Origin of the sequence: Devosia subaequoris (assembly GCF_014197055.1) — a bacterium.
Lineage (GTDB): Bacteria > Pseudomonadota > Alphaproteobacteria > Rhizobiales > Devosiaceae > Devosia > Devosia subaequoris.
Map to the genome: position 1 here is coordinate 31,905 of NZ_JACIEW010000007.1, position 20,150 is coordinate 52,054.

The 20,150-nt window shown below is 62.4% G+C and carries 18 protein-coding genes and 1 tRNA gene; 9 read left to right on the plus strand and 10 right to left on the minus strand.

The genetic code is table 11. The features are described 5' to 3' along the window. The first annotated feature begins 1 nt into the window (after position 1). Complete coding sequence (locus GGR20_RS13830) at positions 2-583, plus strand: UPF0149 family protein (protein WP_183311961.1); 582 nt, start codon at positions 2-4, stop codon at positions 581-583. A 10-nt stretch (positions 584-593) separates the two neighbouring features. Here the strand turns inward: GGR20_RS13830 and GGR20_RS13835 are convergent, their stop codons facing one another. The 5 genes from GGR20_RS13835 to GGR20_RS13855 form a co-directional block, all read right to left on the minus strand. After that, entirely contained in the window at positions 594-2,165 is a 1,572-nt protein-coding gene (locus GGR20_RS13835) for a dipeptide ABC transporter ATP-binding protein (RefSeq protein ID WP_183311962.1), read from the minus strand. Next, on the minus strand, positions 2,152-3,000 hold the full coding sequence (locus tag GGR20_RS13840; protein WP_183311963.1) for an ABC transporter permease: 849 nt from the start codon (positions 2,998-3,000) through the stop codon (positions 2,152-2,154). Before GGR20_RS13840 ends, GGR20_RS13835 begins: the two co-directional genes overlap by 14 nt. Next, positions 2,997-3,947 carry an ABC transporter permease gene (locus tag GGR20_RS13845; protein WP_183311964.1) on the minus strand — a complete coding sequence of 317 codons (951 nt, stop codon included), beginning with the start codon at positions 3,945-3,947 and terminating at the stop codon, positions 2,997-2,999. The genes GGR20_RS13840 and GGR20_RS13845 overlap by 4 nt, the downstream gene beginning before the upstream one ends. Positions 3,948-4,091: 144 nt before the next feature. Then, positions 4,092-5,570 (minus strand): ABC transporter substrate-binding protein, encoded by a 1,479-nt coding sequence (locus GGR20_RS13850; RefSeq protein ID WP_183311965.1) that lies wholly within the window; start codon positions 5,568-5,570, stop codon positions 4,092-4,094. 70 nt (positions 5,571-5,640) lie between these two features. Then, complete coding sequence (locus tag GGR20_RS13855; RefSeq protein ID WP_183311966.1) at positions 5,641-8,394, minus strand: histidine kinase dimerization/phospho-acceptor domain-containing protein; 2,754 nt, start codon at positions 8,392-8,394, stop codon at positions 5,641-5,643. Between the two features lie 320 nt (positions 8,395-8,714). Here GGR20_RS13855 and GGR20_RS13860 point away from each other — a divergent pair. Further along, positions 8,715-8,791: transfer RNA gene (locus GGR20_RS13860), tRNA-His, on the plus strand. Between the two features lie 14 nt (positions 8,792-8,805). On the opposite strand, the gene GGR20_RS13865 is transcribed toward GGR20_RS13860, so the two are convergent. The 3 genes from GGR20_RS13865 to GGR20_RS13875 form a co-directional block, all read right to left on the minus strand. Continuing rightward, positions 8,806-10,671 carry a TadE/TadG family type IV pilus assembly protein gene (locus tag GGR20_RS13865; protein WP_183311967.1) on the minus strand — a complete coding sequence of 622 codons (1,866 nt, stop codon included), beginning with the start codon at positions 10,669-10,671 and terminating at the stop codon, positions 8,806-8,808. 45 nt (positions 10,672-10,716) lie between these two features. Next, positions 10,717-11,346 (minus strand): L,D-transpeptidase, encoded by a 630-nt coding sequence (locus GGR20_RS13870; protein ID WP_338084731.1) that lies wholly within the window; start codon positions 11,344-11,346, stop codon positions 10,717-10,719. 157 nt (positions 11,347-11,503) lie between these two features. After that, entirely contained in the window at positions 11,504-11,923 is a 420-nt protein-coding gene (locus GGR20_RS13875) for a response regulator (RefSeq protein ID WP_183311969.1), read from the minus strand. 471 nt (positions 11,924-12,394) lie between these two features. On the opposite strand from GGR20_RS13875, the gene GGR20_RS13880 reads away from it, so the two are divergent. The 7 genes from GGR20_RS13880 to GGR20_RS13910 all read left to right on the plus strand — a co-directional run bounded on the left by GGR20_RS13880 (position 12,395) and on the right by GGR20_RS13910 (position 18,125). Beyond that, on the plus strand, positions 12,395-12,661 hold the full coding sequence (locus tag GGR20_RS13880; RefSeq protein ID WP_183311970.1) for a hypothetical protein: 267 nt from the start codon (positions 12,395-12,397) through the stop codon (positions 12,659-12,661). A 97-nt stretch (positions 12,662-12,758) separates the two neighbouring features. Beyond that, the gene (gene hisS, locus GGR20_RS13885) at positions 12,759-14,177 is read left to right on the plus strand and encodes a histidine--tRNA ligase (protein ID WP_183311971.1); all 1,419 of its coding nucleotides are present in this window, start codon (positions 12,759-12,761) and stop codon (positions 14,175-14,177) included. Then, positions 14,174-15,238, plus strand: a complete 1,065-nt coding sequence (locus GGR20_RS13890) for an ATP phosphoribosyltransferase regulatory subunit (protein WP_183311972.1) — start codon at positions 14,174-14,176, stop codon at positions 15,236-15,238. Before hisS ends, GGR20_RS13890 begins: the two co-directional genes overlap by 4 nt. Further along, entirely contained in the window at positions 15,235-15,921 is a 687-nt protein-coding gene (gene hisG, locus GGR20_RS13895) for an ATP phosphoribosyltransferase (protein ID WP_183311973.1), read from the plus strand. The genes GGR20_RS13890 and hisG overlap by 4 nt, the downstream gene beginning before the upstream one ends. A gap of 9 nt (positions 15,922-15,930) precedes the next feature. Continuing rightward, on the plus strand, positions 15,931-16,089 hold the full coding sequence (locus GGR20_RS13900) for a hypothetical protein (RefSeq protein ID WP_183311974.1): 159 nt from the start codon (positions 15,931-15,933) through the stop codon (positions 16,087-16,089). A gap of 64 nt (positions 16,090-16,153) precedes the next feature. Next, positions 16,154-17,368: a glycosyltransferase gene (locus GGR20_RS13905; RefSeq protein ID WP_210283188.1), complete on the plus strand. Its 1,215-nt coding sequence runs from the start codon at positions 16,154-16,156 to the stop codon at positions 17,366-17,368. Between the two features lie 7 nt (positions 17,369-17,375). Continuing rightward, complete coding sequence (locus GGR20_RS13910) at positions 17,376-18,125, plus strand: TSUP family transporter (RefSeq protein WP_183311975.1); 750 nt, start codon at positions 17,376-17,378, stop codon at positions 18,123-18,125. Here GGR20_RS13910 and GGR20_RS13915 read toward each other — a convergent pair whose 3' ends face one another. Together GGR20_RS13915 and groL are read right to left on the minus strand one after the other, a co-directional pair. After that, positions 18,126-18,359 (minus strand): BrnA antitoxin family protein, encoded by a 234-nt coding sequence (locus GGR20_RS13915; RefSeq protein ID WP_183311976.1) that lies wholly within the window; start codon positions 18,357-18,359, stop codon positions 18,126-18,128. 132 nt (positions 18,360-18,491) lie between these two features. Further along, positions 18,492-20,135 carry a chaperonin GroEL gene (gene groL, locus GGR20_RS13920; RefSeq protein ID WP_183311977.1) on the minus strand — a complete coding sequence of 548 codons (1,644 nt, stop codon included), beginning with the start codon at positions 20,133-20,135 and terminating at the stop codon, positions 18,492-18,494. Positions 20,136-20,150: the final 15 nt, after the last annotated feature.

Below are 20,150 nucleotides of genomic sequence, written 5' to 3' on the forward strand. Positions count from 1 at the left end.
CATGGAACAGGAATACGCCGAACTCTCCCCCTCGCTGCTGCGTCTCGAAGAGCTTCTCGAAGAGGCCGGAGACCAGTCCATGCTGCTTGCGGAGTTGGACGGGTTCCTCTGCTGCCTGGCAGTCGGGCCCGAGCCCATTGCCAACAGCGAATGGTGGCCGTTTGACTGGTTGACCGATGAACGCGGCGTGCTGCCCAGCGGTAGCGAAGAGATTGCCGACCTGATCGAAACGCGACTGGCTGAAATCAATGCCGAACTGGCGGCCGACGCCTATGCGCCGCTGTTTGAGGTCGATGAACACAGCGACGACATCATCTGGGAGGTGTGGATCGCCGGCTTTCAGCAGGCCATGCTGTTGCGCTTCGATGCCTGGGACGACTTGTTGCGCGACACTGAGAGCGACATCCGGGGAGAAGCCGCGATGGGGCTGGCGTCTGCCCTGATGCTGGCTCAGCCTGATACCCGTCCCGACGATACAGCGGGCGACGAGGAATGGGCAGAGTTCGACGAGATGCATGAGAATATGCCCATGATCATCGCTCGCACTGCAGTCCTGCTCCACCGGTTGCACAAGCCAAACTAAAGCCGATTTTTCAGGCGGCTATTTCGGGCAGCCTTGCCGCCATCAGCGCCTTGGTCAGGCTATGCTGCGGCTCGGCAAACAGCCGCTGCGGCGCGCCTTCCTCCACGATTTGCCCCCGCTCCATCACCAGCACACGGTCAGCCATGGCGGCGACCATGTCGAGATCGTGGCTGATGATGAGATAGGTCAGGTCATGCTCTTCCTGCAGCCGCGAAAGCAGGTTGAGGATGTCGCCGCGTACCGAAACATCGAGCGCCGAGACCGGTTCATCCAGCACGACCAGGCGGGGCCGTGTCACCAGCGCACGGGCAATCGCCAGGCGCTGGCGCTGCCCGCCAGAAAATTCGTGCGGATAGCGCTCCAGCATCGTCGCCTGCAGCCCAACGGCTTCTATTGCCTCAGTCAGCCGCGCGTCGTGTTCGCCACGCGATAAGCGCCCCAACAGATGCAGCGGCTCGCCCAGCGAGTCGCCAATGGTCATGCGCGGGTCAAAGCTGCTGAATGGATCCTGAAAAACCAGCGACATGCCCGCGCGCAGCAGCGGCGGAAGGTCTCGGCCTCGATAGGCCGCTCCATCGAACACCAATCGCCCCGTGCTGACATCGTCCAGGCCAACGATCATTCGCGCCAAAGTCGTCTTGCCACAGCCCGACGGACCTACCAGGGCCACGCATTCGCCCGTCGCAATGTCGAGGGTAACCCCATCGACAGCGCGGACCGGGGCGTCACGCCAAGGCCACAGGGCGCCATGGCGATAGACCCGACTGACATTTTCAGCACGCAGCAAGGGCGCTCTGTCCGCCTGGCCTGCCGCGACTGGCCTTTCCCGGCGCTGCATCTGACCGGCCGCCAGCAGCTTGCGCGTATAATCGGCCTTGGGCGTCGTGAACACGTCTCCAGTATCGCCCTGTTCGACCATCTCGCCTGCACGCATTACCCCGACCCGGTCGCACAGTGCCGCCACAGCCCGAATGTCATGGCTGATGAACAGCAGCGTCATGTGACGCCGTTTGCAGATTTCGGCAATCAACTCCAGCACGGTGCGCTGGGTGATGACATCGAGTGCCGAGGTCGGCTCGTCTGCGATCATCAGCTCTGGCTGACTGGCCAGCGCCATGGCGATCATCGCCCGCTGCCGCTGTCCGCCCGAGAGTTGGTGCGGAAACCGCCCCACGTGCCCCGCCGTTAGTCCCACCTCATCGAGCAGGTTGGGTAGGGCCAGCGGCATCACTTCGGCAATACCGGCCATGTTGATGGCTTCTTCGATCTGCTCCCCAATCGTCATCAGCGGATTAAGGGCGGTCATGGGCTCCTGAAACACCATGCCAATGCGCTTGCCCCTGAGCAGCGCCATCTTGCGCTCATTGTCCGGCAGCGGCGATCCGTCAAACGCGAGGCGCCCTGAGACCTGAGCGGCATCGGGCAGCAGGCCGGCAATCGAGAGGGCCGTTAGCGACTTGCCCGAGCCGCTTTCCCCGATAATGCCAAAACGATCACCGCGTTCGATACGCAGGGATAGGCCTGACACGGCGATGTGCCCATCAAACCCGATAGTGAGTTGATCGATCTCAACCAGCGCCATGGTTCAATCCTTGATGGCGCAGACGTGGATCGATCGCATCACGCAAACCGTCGCCCGCAACATTGAGGGCAATCACGATCAACACGATGGCCAGCCCCGGCACCACGCTCAGCCAGGGATGGATCAGGAACAGGCTCTGTGCATCACGCAGCATCAGCCCCAGACTCGTCGCCGGTGGCTGCGTGCCCAACCCGATATAGGACAGGCCCGCTTCCGCCAATATGCCCAGCGACAGCTGGATCGTGCCCTGCACGATCAACAGGCTCATGATGTTGGGCAATAAATGCCGCGCAGCAATGGCCGCATTGCCCAATCCTGCCAGCCTTGCGGCGGCGACATAGTCTTGCGCGGCTATGGCCAGTGCACCGCCCCGCGCGACCCGCGCAAAGACTGGAATATTGAAGATGCCTATAGCGATGGTCGCATTGGCCGCTCCCGGTCCAAACAACGTCGCGATCAAAATGGCCACAATCACCGCTGGAAAGGCAAAAGTGATATCGGACAGGCGCAGGACCAGCCATTCCACCACACCGCCCCAGGCCACGGCAGCCAGGCCCAGCGGCACGCCAATGCCGATCCCGATAATCACGCCCAGTCCCGCCACCACGAAACTGGTCAGCGTCCCGCGCATCACGAGCGAAAGCATGTCGCGGCCCAGATGGTCGGTCCCCAACCAATGCTCGGCTGTCGTGCCCAGAAAGCGCCGGGCGATGCTGATCTGCTCGATGGGAAACGGTGTCCACCACAGCGACACCAGACCCAGCAGGGCGAACAGCGTTGCCGCCATAAGTCCGATGACAAGGCTCGGATGCCGTCTGAACTGTTGCCAATTCATGCGTTCCGCCCCGTCAACCGCGGATCGACAAAGGCATAGGCCAGATCGACGACGAGCATGGTAGCCGTAGTCACCACAACCAGCACGATGGTCGCGCCGCGTACCAGCACCAGATCCCGCTCGGAAATCGCAGTGAAGATCAGTCGTCCCAGCCCCGGTAGGTAGAACACATTCTCCACGATAATGGTCCCGGCGATGAGGAAGGCGAATTGCAGCCCCAGAATGGTCAGCACCGGCAGCAGCGCATTGCGCACGCCATGGCGCCAGATCGCCTCCGACTTGGTCATGCCCTTGGCCCGCGCGGTGCGGATGAAATCCTGCTCGGTCACATCGACCAGTGCCGTGCGCATCACCCGCGCCAGGATCGAAGCCTGCGGCAGGGCCAGCGCCAGCCCCGGCAGGATCAACCCGCGCATGGCCGCGCCCGCATCCTCGTCCCAGGGTATGAACCCGCCCGTCGGTAGCCAGCGCAGGCTCACCGCAAACACCAGCGTAAGCAGCATGCCGAACCAGAAATTGGGAATGGCCACCCCGGTCTGCGCCAGCACCATCAGCGCGGTATCGGTGGCCTTGCCGCGCCGCATCGCCGCCAGAATGCCGATCGGCAGCCCCACCACCACCGACACAACCATGGCGATCAGCGAGAGCGGCAGCGTCACCGCCATGCGCTCGGCAATCAGCTCGGCGACCGGCAGCCGCTGCGTGGTCGAGAGCCCGAAATCGCCCACCAGCATGCCCCCGACCCAGGCCAGGAACCGCTCATGCGCCGGCGCGTCGAGACCCATTTGCGTACGAAGCGCAGCAACGGCTTCTGGTGTGGCATTGATGCCCAGAACGAACCGCGCGGGATCACCCGGCAAAAGGTCCAGCAACAGGAAGATCACCAGCGCCGCCACGAACAGCGTAACCGCAAACCCGGCAATCCGTCGGATCACAAAGAGAGTCAACGCCGCCCCCTTGCAAGACTCTCTGCTATCCGCCGCTCTACCGTTTTCTCTGCGGGCAGGGGAGCGGCACAAGACCCGGAGAGCCATGACAAGACGGGGGAGTGGGGCGGTCTAATCCCTGCGGCCGGCCCAGTGGCACAGTGCTCACTCCGCCCAGTGAATGTCGCGCAACACCACGCCTTCCACGGGGGCGTTCTGCCACATGCCTTCGAGCTTGGCGTTCCATACCCCGGTCTGGGCCAGCTCAAACAGATACCCGTTGACGGCGTCGCGGGCGATGATGGTCTGAATCTCCTGCGCCAGCGCCAGGCGTTCGGCCTCGTCCGTAGTGGCATTGAGCGTCTCGTTGAGGGCCTGAACTTCAGGGTTGTCATAGCCGAAGTAGTAGTCGGGGTTGGCGTAGATGCCAACATCGAACGGCTCGACATGGCTGATGATGGTCAGGTCGAAATCCTTGTTGCCAAACACATCTTCCAGCCACTGCGCCCATTCCATGTTGATCAGCTCGAGCTCAATCCCCACCTCGGCGAACTGGCTGGCAATGATCTGGCCCGACAGGCGTGCGTAAGCCACCGGCGGCAGTTTTAGGGTCGCGGAGAAGCCATCCGCATATCCCGCCTCGGCCAACAAGGCTTTCGCCTTGTCCTGATCGTGCGGATAGGTGTCGGTCAGATCGAGATAATAGGGGTGGTGCGGCGCAAAATGGGTGCCAATCGGCACGCCATAGCCATAGGTTGCGCCTTCGATGATCTCCTGCCGGTCCAGCGCATGCGCCATGGCCTGGCGCACCTTGAGATCGGTGAAAGGCTCTTTCCTGTTATTGGTGGAGAGAATGGTCTCGCCTTCGGTCGACCCCACCAACACCTTGAACTGCGGATTGTTTTCGAACACCGCCAGCGCCTCGGCGGCAAAATTGTTGGTGCCGTCCACATCGCCGGCCAGCAGCGCATTGGTTAGCGTCGCCGTGTCCGAGATGAACACAAAGCTCGCGCGGGTCAGCGCCGGGCTCTCGCCCCAATAGGGGCCATATTGCTCCAGCACCACGCGGCTGCCGCGATCCCATTGGATAAAAGCGAAGGGCCCGGTGCCAATGGGTTCCGCGCCATTGTTTTCCGCGCTCTCCGGCGCCACGATTACCGCGTCGCCCCGGCCCAGATTGAACAAGAACATCCCATCCGGCCGCGACAGGGTAAACTCTACAGTCATCGGGTCGACTACGCTTACTGCCGAAATTGGTTCGTAAAGCGCCTTTTGCGCATTGACGCTGTCTTCGGCCAGCAGCCGGTCAAAGGTGAATTTGACGTCCTCGGCATCGAAAGCGGTGCCGTCATGGAAAGTTACACCCTCATTGAGCGCGAACCGATAGGTCTGCCCGTCTTCCGAAATGGTCCAGCTTTCCGCCAGCCCCGGCTGCACCGCCCCGGTCTGGTCGATCCGCACCAGACCCTCGAACACATTCTGGTACACCACCACGTCGATGGCTTCGGCCGCCCCGGCGGTCGGGTCCAGGGCAGGGGGCTCCAGTGCTACACCAATGCGGATTTCTGTGGGCTGGGCCAAAGCCGGCCCGGCCATCAGCATCAGGCCTGCCACCGTCAGCGCCAGTGTCTTGCGTGCAGTCATGGTGGTCTCCTCCATCGTGGCCAGATGGTTCCTAGCTATAGAGGAAGCGCGCGCCCTTGCGTAGCGGGGGCTACTCGGCTTCCTCGGCATTTTCGATCAGCGGCCGCTCCTCGACCAGATCGGCGGGGACTTTAAGCGTGAACAGCATGCCCTCGGGCCCTGCTGGATCCACTGAAAGCGACACGGCATTAACTGCCAGCAGCGCCCGCGTCAGCGCCAGACCCACGCTGGAGCGCACCGGCGTCAGCATTTGACCCTCGCGACTCACGCCATCGCGGAACACCACGAAACGCTCGGCCATGTCCACCGCGTTGATTGACGCGTCGCGCACATGAATGGCGATCGAGCCATCATCATGGCGCTGCGCCGAAATCACCACCGCGCCTCCCATCGGGGTCTGGTCGATGGCGCTGGCCAACAGGTTCAACACTGCCTGCGCCAGCGAGGCCCGGTCGGCCGTAATACGCGGCAGCATCTCCGAGATCGCATTGCGCACGATCACCCGGGCGCCATTGGCCTGGTTGCGGATGCGCAGCACGCATTGCTCGAGCAGGTCCGTCAAGTCCAGGCTTGCGCGTTGGGGCAGATAGCGGCCATCGCGCAGCCGTGCGTAATCGTCCAGCTCATCCACCAAGGCCGCTATTTCCTGGCCCGCCTGGGCAATGTCGTCGGCATAGCCCACGTAGCGCTCGTTATCGAGTTCGCCAAAGGCCTTGGAGCGGATGATGTCGGAAAAGCCAATAATCGTATTGAGCGGACGCCGCACCCCGCGACTGATCCGATTCAGAAGCGCCGGGTCAATATCGCTGGCCGGCCTGATCCGTGCCGGGCTCGTCTCGCGCGGCTTGACCAGGCCAAAATAACCCGAAACGACACCGGCCTGACCCAGTGCAAACAGCAGGATTTCGGCTCTGCCATCGGCCGAGCGCAATGTCAGGCAGGGGCGGGCGGTTTCGGCAAAGCGCGCCGGGCGCTCCAGAAACGCCCTCAGCGCCACTGCATCGTCCTGCCCGACCACCGCCGATAGCGGCCGCCCGGTCATTGCCTTGCCTTCGCCCAGCATCGATGTTGCCGCCGCGCTGGCAGAGCTCACCATGCCGTTGCGATTGGCCTCGACAAAGCCATCGCCGCGAATGTCGGCAAAGGTCTGGGCAAATGCTTTCACTGCATCTTCATGGCCGGTGCGCACCTCGGTGGTGCTGGCCGAGAGCATAAGGGCAGGGCGGCCATGCCAGGAGATCGATTGCAATCGCGCGGTTACCGGCACCAGCGTGCCATCGCGCTGCACCAGATGGTTGACCGGCCCGGCGTCCTGACCTTCGCCACCCAGCACCGGGAATACCGCGCCAAGCCCGGCCTGACGCAGACTATCCACCGAGTCGTAGCCCACCATTTCGGTAATGGCGCGATTGGCAAACAGAACCTGCTGGTCGCGGAAGACCAGGATGCCCAGCGGCAAACGGTTCAGTACCAGCGTTTCGCCGCCCAGATTGACCAGCGCACCAGACCCGCTTGCCCCCTGTACGGCGGGCAGCGCCGGATGCGCCGGTCCACTATTGGCCTGGCCGCGTTCGCCCACCCGATCATTGAGGATGCGCGACAGCTCGTCGAAATTATAGCGCGACACCCGCTCCACCGTTTCGGGGTCGGGCTGGACATCGGCCTCCGATGCCGTCTCTGTCGGCTCGACGCCGGCCTCCATTGGCGTAAAGCCTTGGCCGGAAACCTTGTAATATAGCTTCTCCGGCGCCTCGACAGGATCCGCGGGCGGCCCGGCGGGAGGGGGAGCAGCTTCAAACGCCGGCGCATCGTCTTCTTCGCCCAGGGGCGCATAAAGCGCCTCGTCATCGGCCAGCTTTTCCACCAGATCGCTCAGCCGGCGCGACACTCCTGGCAATGCGTCGGGCGCTTCGGGTTGGTCCTCGTCCTGAGAGATATCCTTGTCGGCGTTCGCGTCGTCATTATCTGCGTCCTGCAGCCTCTGTTCCTCGGAGACAGCCGCGATCGCCTCAAAAATGCTTGGCATCGGACGCGGCCCTGTGCCGTCATCCGCGGCCGGAGCCTCATCCTGCGGATCAGACCAGCTTTCGGGATTGTCCGTTTCGGGGGCGGGGCGATGCGGTTCGGCTGGCTCATAGGCGATCTCGGCATCGCCGTCCTGCCAGCTTTGCAGCTCGTGGGCATAGGCCTCATCCCCGGCAATGGGGGCCATCCCGCCCTCCGCTTCCGGCGCAGCCTCATCCGCGTCGGGCTTGGCTTCTTGTTCAACCGTCTCAGCGGCGATGTCTTGCACCGTTGCCGGGTCAACGGCCGCGATGTCCGCTGGCAGCTGCTCTGTATCAGCCGGTACATCACCGGCGGGCTCTGCCTGCACCGGCTCGACGGCCACCGCTGCTATTTCGGCAGGCGCGACGCTTTCCCAGTCTGCCGCATCCGTCTCGGTGCTCGCCGCCTCAAGCACCTCCGGCGCGATCGGGTCGACCCCCACGATCAGCAGGACCGGCTCATTGTTATCCCAGCGCAGCGGTGTCGTGGCGCAGGTCGCCGAGGCCGGTTTCTCGCCGGCAAGGAACTGAATGCGGGCCAGACTCGTCCGGCCGATCGACCCCAGCCGGATAATGCGCGCAACCTGTCCCTTGATTGGCACGGCGGGCGCCGGACGCTTCAGCCCGTGTTTCTTTACCTTGGCCAGGAAGAGATCGGCTGCCTGGTTCGACCAGATCAGGCTGCGGCCATCCTGGGACCATAGCCACGCGGGACGTGAATCATCCTCATGCTGCTGCACGCGCCGCGCGTCTGGCAATGTGTTCCAGCGGTCATCCATGGACTGCCTTTGTCTGGTCACGACCCCGTGGATTTGTGCCATTTCGGCACAAACGTCGAAGGTTCCTTAAGTGTTCTTCAATATAGTGCAGCGACGGGCGAATCCACCCCACCAACAGGCGGCATGGGTCCAATCACGGACCATGGTTAAGTGCGCTTTCCTAAGGATTGGTCACGCCGCCCTACAAAATTCGCCGTCAGAGGGGCATTTTAGGGGCACTGTCCACAGCGCAAAATCGGTGCTTGTCATCTCGGCCATCTCGACCTATGTTCCGCCCGCTTTCGGAGCCCAGTCACCGACTTCGGTTCCCAGCGGGTCCTGCCGCCTTAGCTCAGTTGGTTAGAGCGCTAGATTGTGGATCTAGAGGTCCCCCGTTCAATCCGGGGAGGCGGTACCACCCATTTTCTGAACTCACTGCGCCAGTCTAAGCGATGATATGTTGCGCGCAATCTGCTCGAATGCATCGGACAGGTCCGAGGCATTTGCGGCGAGAAAGTAATTGTCCGCACTGCTGGCGCAGTAGCGCAACACATTGGCGGCATTGCTGCCCTCCACGATACCGAAGCCAACCGTGTAGACCGCAATGCCGGTCGAGGCATCGTTCATCGCATCGCAATAGGCGCGCGCCTGATCATATGGGGCGCCATTGTGGGCGTCGCGGTTAATTTTTTCATTGTTCCCACCACTGCCGCCTGCTGAGTTTCGCGCGATTACGCCGTCATAGTGTACGGTGTTGAATTCACCATCCGTCATGATGATCGCGGCCTTGAGCAGGCGTTCGCGATTGTAACTGGCCGGGCGGCTGGCCTCTGGCCACACATAGCCGTACTCAGGTGAGAGCATGTACCAGCTCCACAGGATGCCAAGGCTGCCCGAGGTCGAACCGCGTGCCACGAGGTCATCCGACAGGTCGTGCAGCACGGACTTGTTTGAGGTCAGCGGGACAATCTGGTTGGTCGGGCAACCATTGCTGCCCGGATAGTTGCGTCCCACATAGCTTACGCTGGGCGCAGCATCGGTAAAGGCTTCCGCGCCGCCGCGCTCGGTCACGCAATTGGTGATCCCGTGCAGCGTCGCAGAATTCGACGCATTGATGAACAGGTAGTAATCGCAACCGACCGAGGCACTTTGCTTGGTGCAATGGAGCTTACCAGTGTTGGCTCTATACGTACCCTGGCCGATCATCGAATAGCCTTCGAGCCGCAGGGTATTCCTCGTGACATTGGTCACCCGGAAAATGCGGTCGTTAATGCCGTTGAGCCAGGAGACCTGCCTGACGTAGGTATAATCCCCTTCCGAAAAGCCATGGTCGTTGGCGGTGACCACTGTTTCGCAACGGGCAACCAGGCATTCCACGACCTTTCCACCACCCCAATAATTATCGTACCAGCGGCTGTCGACCCAGTTGCCATTTTCGTCCTGGAGCTCGAAAGTGTCCCGCGACCTGTTGGCGACCTGGTAGGCCCGCTGGTTGATCTGGTTCATATGATTGACGTCCCAGATATAGACCCAGTCACCGTTCCGGAAGCCGTGCCGGTTGGAAGTCACGCGGGCGCGATAGCTCTTCGTGACATCGTCGATGTTCTTGGTATTGCCCGTGGCCCAGGACATGTCGCTTATGTCGCTGGGACCGCGAATGGGGCCGCGCAGCGCCTCGGCATACCCCCCCACATTCACCGCCTGAGCATAGGGGATCAGCGCCATCTTGGTATAGTTTGGCTCTTGCTCGTCCTGCACGATCGCATCGATCAAGTCATCCAGGGCATCCTGCAGGTCTTCCAGCCGCTGTCCGCTCATTGATCCGGTCACATCCAGTGCCACCGCGACTTCGACATCCACCGCGCCACGCACGGCTTCTGCAGTAAATGAGGCGCCGAGCTGTTCTACCCCGACAAGTCGCACGAACCTGGTCGGCAGAGCAAAGTCCCCTCCCAGCGTCAGGCGCCCTGCCTCGGTGTCGATGTCGATCTGGTCAACCTGGGCTTCAGTCACATCGATATCGCCGATACGGTCCAGCACGATGGCCTGAGCCTTGACCAGCAGTTCCGCCTCCAGTTCACTCCTGGTCAGTCCGGTCCTGTAGATTTCCGGTTGCAGCGCCAGGGCTGCGGCGTCGAGCGCCACCTGGGCGCGTTGCCGGGTCTGCTCGAGCGAAACATAGTCCACCGTTGCGCCGCCCAGCGCGATCAGCACAATCGCCATCAGCCCGAAAAGGACCGCGAATACGCCGCTCTCGTCCTTGGCAAACCGTCGCAACAATAGAACAAATCTGGACATCAGGACACCTGGTTGCGCGATCGACCGCACCTTCGCGCAAACACGTTAGGAAAGAACGACCACCTTGGTGTTGAGCTTAACGCGGCCATAAAGGTCGATGACGTCTTCGTTGGTCATGCGGATGCAGCCCGATGACACATTCTGGCCGATCGACCAAGGCTCATTGGTGCCGTGAATACGATAAAGCGTTGATCCCAGATAGAGCGCCCTGGCGCCCAGCGGATTATTGATACCGCCCGGCATATGTGCCGGCAGACTTGGCTGGCGCTTGCGCATCTCGGCTGGCGGTGTCCAGCCCGGCCATTCCGCCTTGCGGCTGATCCGGTGCGTTCCGCGCCATTCAAACCCTGCGCGGGCCACTCCGATGCCATAGCGCAGCGCCCGGCCATCGCCGAGCACGAAATAAAGAAAGTGCTGCCGCGTATCGACCACGATGGTGCCACTGCGCTCATTGGTGGCGTAGGGCACCACTTGGCGCAGATAGACCGGCGGCACATGCATGTTGGCCTGCAGCGCCAGTGCGTGGCGCGGCCGGCTTTCGGTGATGGTCACGCCGGGCGGCGGGGCGAAGCGCCAGCCGGGGCTAAACGTTTCCGCCTGGCTGGGCAGCGTCGTGCTCACCAGTGCAAATGTGGCGAGCGCAATGGCTGGCCCGGTCAGATGTCGGATAGTCATGGCCTGCATCCCCAAAATAGGTTTGGCCGCATTTTCCCGCACAAGCGCAAAGGAGTCCTCAAGCCGCGTGGTTAACCACGCGTGGGCGAGGGCCGTTAACAAACCCTTGCCGCGCTGCCGCAAAGCACCTGAAACTAGAGAAAGAAAGCACCTGAAACTAGAGAAAGACCGAGTCGTCCAGCCCTTCAGCCGGCGGCAGAACCCGTTGCACGGCAAGGCCCAATTGCTCGGTGGTAAAGGGCTTGGGCAGCACTTCGTTGACCCCGAGCGCGCGCGCCCGATCGATATTTTCCCGGGACGGGTAAGCCGTCATCAGGATCACCGGTGTGTTCTGCGGCGCGCCGAACCGGGCATCGCGCAACACCTGCATCACCCCGGCGCCGTTGATGTCGGGCATGTACCAGTCCATCAGCATGAAGTTGAACGGCGTACGCATCAGCTTGAGTATGGCCTCGCCCCCGTTCTCAGCCTCCTCCACGTCCCCGACGCCCAGCTTGTTCAGACCCACCGTACAAATCGCGCGCGCATAGGTGTTGTCGTCCACCACCAGCGCCCGCAATCGTCCAGGTATAATCATGCCGCCCCTCCAACGCCGCACGCTCTGCGCCCGAACGGGCGTATGAAAAAATGTGCGGGGCTGCTGTCAATGCCGGCTGGATAGCAGGCAGCGCGCCCCAGTCAATCCGTTCCACTACCAGGTGCGAACACGCTTTTTGTGGCTTCCATGCAACACCTGCCGCAGAGTGCGACAGACTGCCACATCTCCGCTTGCAGCTCACGGATTCGTGAGTTACCCAAGTGCCGTCTGCAAAGCCAACCGAGGGAGGCGTTTCATGTTCAAAACTGTCACCCGCCACTCGGGGCCAACTTACCTTCATCACGGTCGCGCCTGGGCGTGACCCTGACGGTACCCTCGGCCGCCTCGCGGCGCGCGGACGCCCCCAACTCTCCATCCTGAATTGCTGAAGCGGGTCGCTCGACGTCCCGATTCCGCTGTTCTTCCGTCTACTCACATCAGAGGCCGGCAGGGTGACCTGTCGGAACAGCAATGACTTCGAACGTGCTCAATGAGCGCAGCGTGGTGCTGCGTCTCGAATTCTCCATCGCCGATGCTGTCCAGCAGCGCGGACTGGTCCCCGTCATCGGGGCAGCGATTCGCGCCCGGTTGGCCCAGCGTCCGACGCGCTATCCTCAGGTGCCCGGCCATCTGCGCGAAGATGTCGGCCTGCCGCCCGAGAATGAATATCGCAACTTATATTCGGTCCCCGCCCAGCTCTGGCAATTCCACCCGCCGGATCAGGACATCCGAAGATGAGTGAACGGCAGCCGGGGTTCGTCCCCGGCTGCCATCCCGCCATTGTCTCACTGGCTTCGATCGTCTAAGCAAACGACCGACTTTCCAGGGCGAAGAAATGACCGAAAAGACCAAGCTCATCACGCCCCGCCTGCCGCGCGGGTTCGAAGATCGCAGCCCAGGCGAAATCGCCGCTGTTGGCGCTATGATCGACAAGATCAAGGCCGTCTACGAGCGCTATGGCTTCGACCCCGTCGAAACCCCGCTTTTTGAGTACACCGAAACGCTCGGCAAGTTCCTGCCAGATACCGACCGGCCCAATGCCGGCGTCTTCTCTTTGCAGGACGATGACGAGCAGTGGATGAGCCTGCGCTACGACCTGACCGCGCCGCTCGCCCGCTACTTCGCCGAAAATTTCGAGACCCTGCCCAAGCCCTACCGCTCCTATCGGCAGGGCTATGTGTTCCGCAATGAAAAGCCCGGCCCCGGCCGCTTCCGCCAGTTCTTGCAGTTCGACGCCGACACCGTCGGCGCCCCCGGACCGGAAGCCGACGCCGAAATGTGCATGATGATGGCCGACGTCATGGACGCGCTGGGTCTGGCGGGCAAATACGTGGTTCGGGTGAACAACCGCAAGGTGCTCGATGGCGTTCTCGAAGCTGCTGGCGTTACATCAGAAGAGCAGAAACTCACCGTTCTCCGCGCCGTCGACAAGCTCGACAAGTTTGGCGCTGAAGGTGTGAAACTTCTGCTTGGCGCTGGCCGCAAGGATGAAAGCGGGGACTTCACCAAGGGCGCAGGCCTCTCTGACAGTCAGGCCGCTGTGGTGCTCGACTATGTTGGCGGCAAGCCGCCGGCCGACAATGAGGGCGTCGCTGAGCTCGCTGCGATGCAATCTCTGTTCGACGCCGCAGGCTATGGCCCCGACCGTATCAAGATCGACCCCTCCGTCGTCCGCGGCCTCGAATACTACACCGGCCCGGTCTTCGAGATCGAACTGACCTTCAAGGTGCAGAACGAAAAGGGCCAGGACGTGGTCTTTGGCTCCGTCGGCGGTGGTGGCCGCTATGATGGACTGGTTTCCCGCTTCCGCCGCGAGCCGGTGCCCGCCACCGGCTTTTCCATCGGCGTCTCGCGCCTCGCCAATGCCCTGAAACTCACCGGCAATCTCGGCGCCACCGAACCGGCCGGTCCGGTCGTCGTCCTCGTCATGGACAAGGCCGAAACCGCCCGCTACCAGGCCATGGTGTCCGAGCTGCGTCAGGCCGGCATCCGCACCGAAATGTTCCTGGGGCAAACCAAGAATTTCGGCAAACAGGTCGCCTATGCCGACAAGCGCAATGCCCCTGCCGTCATCATCGAAGGCAGCCAGGAGCGCGAGCAGGGCATCCTGCAGGTCAAGGATCTCATCGCTGGCAAGCAGGCCGCCCAGGCCATCACCGACAACGCCGAATGGAAGGCCGCCCGCCCCGGCCAGTTCGAAATCAAGCGCGAGGATCTGGTGTCGGCGGTCAAAAAATTGCTGAGCGAGCAATGACCAACGCCGCCTATCGCCGCAGCCAGCTCGAATCCCTTGTCGAAGCCCAGGGTGGTTGCCGTGCCACCCCGCCGCTGTTGCTCAGCGCCGATCCCTATTTCGATCTTGCCGGCGAGGAATTCGGCCGCCGCCTTCTGCTCACCACTGACGTCACCGGCGCCGAATACTGCCTCCGCCCTGATTTCACTCTGCCTATCGTCGCCGACTACATCGCCGATGGGGCAGGGGAGCCAGCGGCGTTTTCCTATCTCGGTCCCATCTTTCGCCAGCGCGAAACCGGCCCCGCCGAATTCGATCAGGCTGGCATTGAGCTTTTGGCCCAGCCCGATGGCGATATCGCGCTCGATCAGGTGCTGACCTTCGCCCGTGCGGCGCTTTCGCTTTATGGCATCACCCCCAATGTGCGCCTGGGCGGCGTCGGGCTGTTCGAAGCCCTGCTTCAGCAGGCCGACATGCCAGAAGCCTGGCGTCCCCGCATTCGCCATCGCTTCGGCCACACCGAGGCCATGGATCGCCTGCTGTCCCGGCTCGAACAAGCGCCCGACCTGCCCCGCACCGAACAGCCCGGCCGCGACGAACTGATTGAGGATGTCACCGCCCGCATGGTCGCGGCGGGTCTCAGCCTTTCCGATGGCCGCTCGCCCGAAGAGGTTGCCGACCGCTATCTGGAACAGCAGGCCCTCGACGCAGCCCAAGTGCCGCGCTCCACGCTGAAATTGCTGCGCGACTTCCTCGCCATCAAGGGCGACGCCCTGTCGGCCCTGCGCCAGATCGAGGCGCTGGCCGAGAAACATCGCCTGTTCCTTGGGCCACCCATGAAGGCGATCCGGCGTCATCTCGACGGCCTGGGCGAAGCCCGCGTGACTTTCGATGCGAGCTTCTCGCCGCGCCTCGATTATTACACCGGCATCGTCTTTGAAATGCGCGGGCAGGGCGGCACTGTCCTGGTCTCGGGCGGCCAATATGATCGGCTCCTCGAACGCCTCGGCGCCACCGCCCCCATCGCTGCCTCCGGCTGCGCCCTCTGGGTCGATCGCATGGAAGCGGAGTGGCCGAAATGACCATCACCCTCGCCGTGCCCTCAAAGGGGCGCCTTGAAGAACTCACCCGCGAATGGTTCGCCCGGCGTGGCCTCATCATCACCCGTCCCGGCGGCGCTCGCTCCTATCTCGGCGCCATCGAAGGCCTGCCCGAGGTCACGGTGCGCTTCTTTCCGGCCTCGGAAATCGCTCGCGAACTCATTCGCGGCAATATCGATCTCGGCGTCACCGGGCGTGACTTGATCCATGAGACCAGCGAGGCCGGCCCCGAAGCGGTAGACTTCGCACGCGATCTCGAATTCGGCCGTGCCGATGTGGTCATTGCGGTGCCCGAAGCCTGGATCGACGTCACCCATATGCACGATCTGGCCGATGTCGCCTCCGATTTCCGCTCCCGCCACGGGCGCTGGCTGCGCATCGCCACCAAATACATCACCATCACCCGTCAGCATTTTGCCAAAGCCGGCATCGCCGAATATCGCATTGTCGAAAGCCTCGGTGCCACCGAAGCCGCGCCCGCTTCGGGTGTCGCCGATATCGTGGTCGACATCACCTCGACCGGCTCGACCCTCGCCGCCAATGGTCTGCGCGTGCTTGAAGACGGCGTGATGCTCAAGAGCGAGGCCAACCTTATTGTGTCGCGCACCGCCGAGTGGACCGAACAGCGCCGCGAAACCCTTAATACGCTGCTCGGAAAATTGTAGGGCAGAGCGATGGAACTGGCCTTTGTCATGCTCCTTGTGGTCTGCGGCGTCAGCCTGATCGCCTATGCCGGCCTGGCGCAACAGAAGCCGGCCCAAAACCCGGAAGCCGCGCAACCCTCCGATGCCACCGATGATGCGGACAGCGGCGGCATGGGAGACGGCGACTGATGTGCCATTGCCGCTGCAGCCCAAATCACGGCACAAGGTCTCAAGGGTCCTGCGGGGGCGCGCTGTGGGCGAAGCACTTGAACTAACCATTCTCATGCCCTGCCTCAACGAGGCAGAAACGCTGGCGAGTTGTATAGAGAAGGCCAAGACCTATCTCGCCCGCTCCGGCGTCGCTGGCGAAGTGCTGGTCGCCGACAATGGCTCGACTGACGGTTCCCAGGCCCTTGCCGAGGCCAGTGGCGCCCGTCTGGTTATTGCCGAGCAGCGTGGCTACGGTGCGGCCCTTGCCAGTGGCATAGCCGCGGCACGTGGCAAATTCGTCATCATGGGCGATGCCGACGACAGCTACGACTTTGCCAATCTCGATGCCTTTATGAACGAACTGCGCCGTGGCGCCGATCTGGTCATGGGCGACCGCTTTGCCGGCGGCATTGCCCCCGGCGCCATGCCCTGGCACCACCGCTATATTGGTAACCCTCTGCTCAGCTTTGTGGGGCGCCTGTTCTTCAAGACGCCGGTGCATGATTTCCATTGCGGCTTGCGCGGCTTTTCCCGCGCCGCCATTGCTGACCTCAATCTGCGTACCACAGGCATGGAATTCGCTTCGGAAATGGTGGTCAAGGCGACCCTGTCCCACCTGGATATCCGCGAAGTGCCAACGGTGCTCCGGCCCGATGGCCGCTCCCGCCAGCCCCATCTGCGCTCATTCCGCGATGGTTGGCGGCATTTACGTTTCCTGCTGCTGTTTTCGCCGCGCTGGTTGTTTCTCTATCCCGGTCTGTTCCTTTTGACCGTCGGGCTGGTCTTCAGCTCAATGCTGGTCAGCGGTCCTGTCCGGATCGGTACGGTGACGCTGAGCGTGCACAGCCTGCTGGTGGCGTCGCTCTGCGTCATCATGGGCACTCAATCGATCGCCTTCGCCATCATTGGCCGCCGCTTTGCCTCGCGCTACGGCTTCATTCCCCGCTCCGGCGTCTATGACCGCGTCCTTGAGAACCTGACCCTGGAGCGCTTGTTGCTGCTGGCAATCCTGCTGATGACCGCCGGGCTCGCGGCAATGGGCTGGGGAACCTGGGAATGGGCCAAACGCGATTTCGGGCCCTTGACCTCCACCGCAACCCTGCGGGCCCTCATCCTGGCTATGACGGCCTTGGTCACCGGCTTCCAATTGATGATGAGCGCCTTCATGTCCTCCATGATCAACATTCCCATCTATGAGCGCCGCCTGGCCGATCAAGTCATTCCGGACGATCGGTTTCACCGCACCGACCCGGACTGACACTTAGATGCTTGATCCACTTATTCTTTTGGCCCTCTTGGGCGTCGGCCTGCTCGCCGGTTTCGTCGATGCCATTGCTGGCGGCGGCGGCATGCTGACCGTTCCCGCTCTGCTCTCCGCCGGCCTGCCGCCCGTTGCCGCGCTGGCGACCAACAAGATGCAATCGGTGGTCGGCACCGGCATGGCCGTCCTGACCTATTGGCGCCGGGGCTTTGTGCATCTACGCAATCTCGTGCCGGCCATTGCCTTGACTTTTGCCGGCAGCTTTCTCGGCGCCCTCACGGTCACCCAGCTCGATACTGGCCTGCTCGACATCGCCGTGCCGGTGGCGTTGATCGCCATTGCCCTCTATTTCCTGTTCGCGCCCAAATTGTCCGATGCCGACAAGGCTGCACGACTACCTTTTGGACTTTTCGTTCCCATTCTGGGCTTCGCCATCGGTTTTTACGACGGCGTCTTCGGTCCCGGCACCGGGTCCTTTTTCACCATTGGTTTCGTGCTGCTGTTCGGCCTGGGTCTCACCCGGGCCACCGGTAATACCAAGGCACTGAACTTCACCTCGAATCTGGCCGCGCTGGCGATATTCATTCCGCAGGGCCATGTCGTCTGGCCGGTCGCCCTGGTCATGGCCCTCGGCCAGATCATTGGCGGCTATATCGGCGCCCGCACCGGCATTCGCTATGGCGCCAGGGTCATCAGGCCGCTGGTGGTGGTGGTGTCCATCGCCATGGCCATCAAGCTCTTGTTCTTCCCCTAGTCACGCTGGATCCAGCCCCGCGGCCGCGCGCAGGGCGGCGTTGATGCGCGCCTGCCAGCCCGGGCCATCATCCTGAAAATGCGCAAGCACATCCCGGTCGAGCCGCAGCGACACCATCTCTTTGCCGGCCGGCGGGGTCACCGGCGCCTTTGGCATCGGCTCGTTCTTTTTCGTAGCCGCTTTGAAAGCGGCCTCCGCCTGTTCAAAGGCGTTGCCGCGTCGGGGAGAGCGCATGATTGGTCCTCTTGAATTGGTGCGTGCATCCTACGCCATGCCGACAAAAAAGCCCCGGTGTTTCCACCGGGGCTTCCACGAAGTTCGTGACTGGGAAGAGACGAACTTCGAAGCGTAGAGGAGTGGGCTGGACTAGAAGCCCATGCCGCCCATGCCGCCCATATCGCCACCGCCGCCCGGCATAGCCGGAGCTTCAGGCTTGGGAGCCTCGACGATGATGGCCTCGGTGGTGATCAGCAGCGAAGCAACCGAAGCGGCGTCTTCAAGAGCGGTACGAACCACCTTGACCGGGTCGATAACGCCCAGAACAACCAGATCGCCATATTCGCCGGTCGCGGCATTGTAGCCGTACGAGATTTCTGCGTTCTCCAGAATCTTGTCCACAACGACCGAGCCTTCGGCGCCGGCATTGTTGGCAATGGTGCGAACCGGAGCCTGCAGGGCACGACGCACGATTGCGATACCAGCGTCCTGATCGGCATTGGCGCCCTTGGACTTGATGTTGGCCGATGCGCGGAGCAGGGCGACGCCACCACCCGGCACGATGCCTTCTTCAACAGCAGCGCGGGTTGCGTTGAGCGCGTCATCGACGCGATCCTTGCGTTCCTTGACTTCCACCTCGGTGGAGCCACCAACGCGGATCACGGCAACGCCACCGGCCAGCTTGGCCAGACGTTCCTGCAGCTTTTCACGGTCGTAGTCCGAGGTGGTTTCCTCGATCTGCGCCTTGATCTGGCCAACGCGAGCCTGAATGTCGTCGGCTGTGCCGGCGCCATCAACGATGGTGGTGTTTTCCTTGGTGATCTCGACGCGCTTGGCGGTGCCGAGCATGTCCAGGGTCACGTTCTCGAGCTTGATGCCGAGATCTTCGGAGATCACCTGGCCGCCGGTCAGGACAGCGATGTCTTCCAGCATGGCCTTGCGGCGGTCACCAAAGCCAGGGGCCTTGACGGCAGCAACCTTGAGGCCGGCGCGCAGACGGTTGACGACCAGGGTCGGCAGAGCCTCGCCATCGACGTCTTCTGCAATGATCAGCAGCGGGCGCTGGGACTGAACGACAGCTTCCAGGATCGGCAGGATGGCCTGCAGATTGGAGAGCTTCTTTTCGTGCAGCAGGATGTACGGGTCTTCCAGGGTTGCCGTCATCTTTTCCGTGTTGGTCACGAAATAGGGCGACAGGTAACCACGGTCGAACTGCATGCCTTCAACGACATCGAGTTCGGTTTCGGCGGTCTTGGCTTCCTCGACGGTGATGACACCCTCATTGCCGACCTTCTGCATGGCTTCGGCGATCATGTCACCGATGGAGGTCTCGCCATTGGCAGAAATGGTGCCGACCTGGGCCACTTCGGAGGACGAGGTGATGCCCTTGGCCGAGCCCTTGAGGCTCTCGATCACATCGGAGACCGCCAGATCGATACCGCGCTTGAGATCCATCGGGTTAAAGCCGGCGGCGACGGCCTTGACGCCCTCGACGACAATGGCCTGACCCAGAACGGTCGCAGTGGTGGTGCCGTCACCGGCAACATCGTTGGTCTTGGAAGCGACCGAACGCAGCAGCTGCGCGCCTAGGTTCTCGAACTTGTCTTCCAGTTCGATTTCCTTGGCGACGGTCACGCCGTCCTTGGTGATGCGCGGAGCGCCGAACGACTTTTCGATTACGACGTTACGACCCTTGGGGCCGAGCGTGACCTTCACCGCATTGGCGAGGACGTTGACGCCGCGCAGCATCTTATCGCGGGCGTCGGTCGAGAATTTGACTTCCTTGGCGGCCATTTATGGCTCCTTGAG

Excerpts from the sequence above, each read along its gene's own strand:
- GGR20_RS13855 (WP_183311966.1), bottom strand. The coding sequence starts at position 8,394 with ATGGATGACCGCTGGAACACATTGCCAGACGCGCGGCGCGTGCAGCAG.
- GGR20_RS13840 (WP_183311963.1), bottom strand. The coding sequence starts at position 3,000 with ATGAATTGGCAACAGTTCAGACGGCATCCGAGCCTTGTCATCGGACTT.
- GGR20_RS13875 (WP_183311969.1), bottom strand. The coding sequence starts at position 11,923 with ATGATTATACCTGGACGATTGCGGGCGCTGGTGGTGGACGACAACACC.
- GGR20_RS13870 (WP_338084731.1), bottom strand. The coding sequence starts at position 11,346 with ATGACTATCCGACATCTGACCGGGCCAGCCATTGCGCTCGCCACATTT.
- GGR20_RS13900 (WP_183311974.1), top strand. The coding sequence starts at position 15,931 with ATGGAACTGGCCTTTGTCATGCTCCTTGTGGTCTGCGGCGTCAGCCTG.
- GGR20_RS13835 (WP_183311962.1), bottom strand. The coding sequence starts at position 2,165 with ATGGCGCTGGTTGAGATCGATCAACTCACTATCGGGTTTGATGGGCAC.
- GGR20_RS13830 (WP_183311961.1), top strand. The coding sequence starts at position 2 with ATGGAACAGGAATACGCCGAACTCTCCCCCTCGCTGCTGCGTCTCGAA.
- hisS (WP_183311971.1), top strand. The coding sequence starts at position 12,759 with ATGACCGAAAAGACCAAGCTCATCACGCCCCGCCTGCCGCGCGGGTTC.
- GGR20_RS13880 (WP_183311970.1), top strand. The coding sequence starts at position 12,395 with ATGACTTCGAACGTGCTCAATGAGCGCAGCGTGGTGCTGCGTCTCGAA.
- GGR20_RS13890 (WP_183311972.1), top strand. The coding sequence starts at position 14,174 with ATGACCAACGCCGCCTATCGCCGCAGCCAGCTCGAATCCCTTGTCGAA.
- groL (WP_183311977.1), bottom strand. The coding sequence starts at position 20,135 with ATGGCCGCCAAGGAAGTCAAATTCTCGACCGACGCCCGCGATAAGATG.
- GGR20_RS13865 (WP_183311967.1), bottom strand. The coding sequence starts at position 10,671 with ATGTCCAGATTTGTTCTATTGTTGCGACGGTTTGCCAAGGACGAGAGC.
- GGR20_RS13850 (WP_183311965.1), bottom strand. The coding sequence starts at position 5,570 with ATGACTGCACGCAAGACACTGGCGCTGACGGTGGCAGGCCTGATGCTG.
- GGR20_RS13910 (WP_183311975.1), top strand. The coding sequence starts at position 17,376 with ATGCTTGATCCACTTATTCTTTTGGCCCTCTTGGGCGTCGGCCTGCTC.
- GGR20_RS13915 (WP_183311976.1), bottom strand. The coding sequence starts at position 18,359 with ATGCGCTCTCCCCGACGCGGCAACGCCTTTGAACAGGCGGAGGCCGCT.
- hisG (WP_183311973.1), top strand. The coding sequence starts at position 15,235 with ATGACCATCACCCTCGCCGTGCCCTCAAAGGGGCGCCTTGAAGAACTC.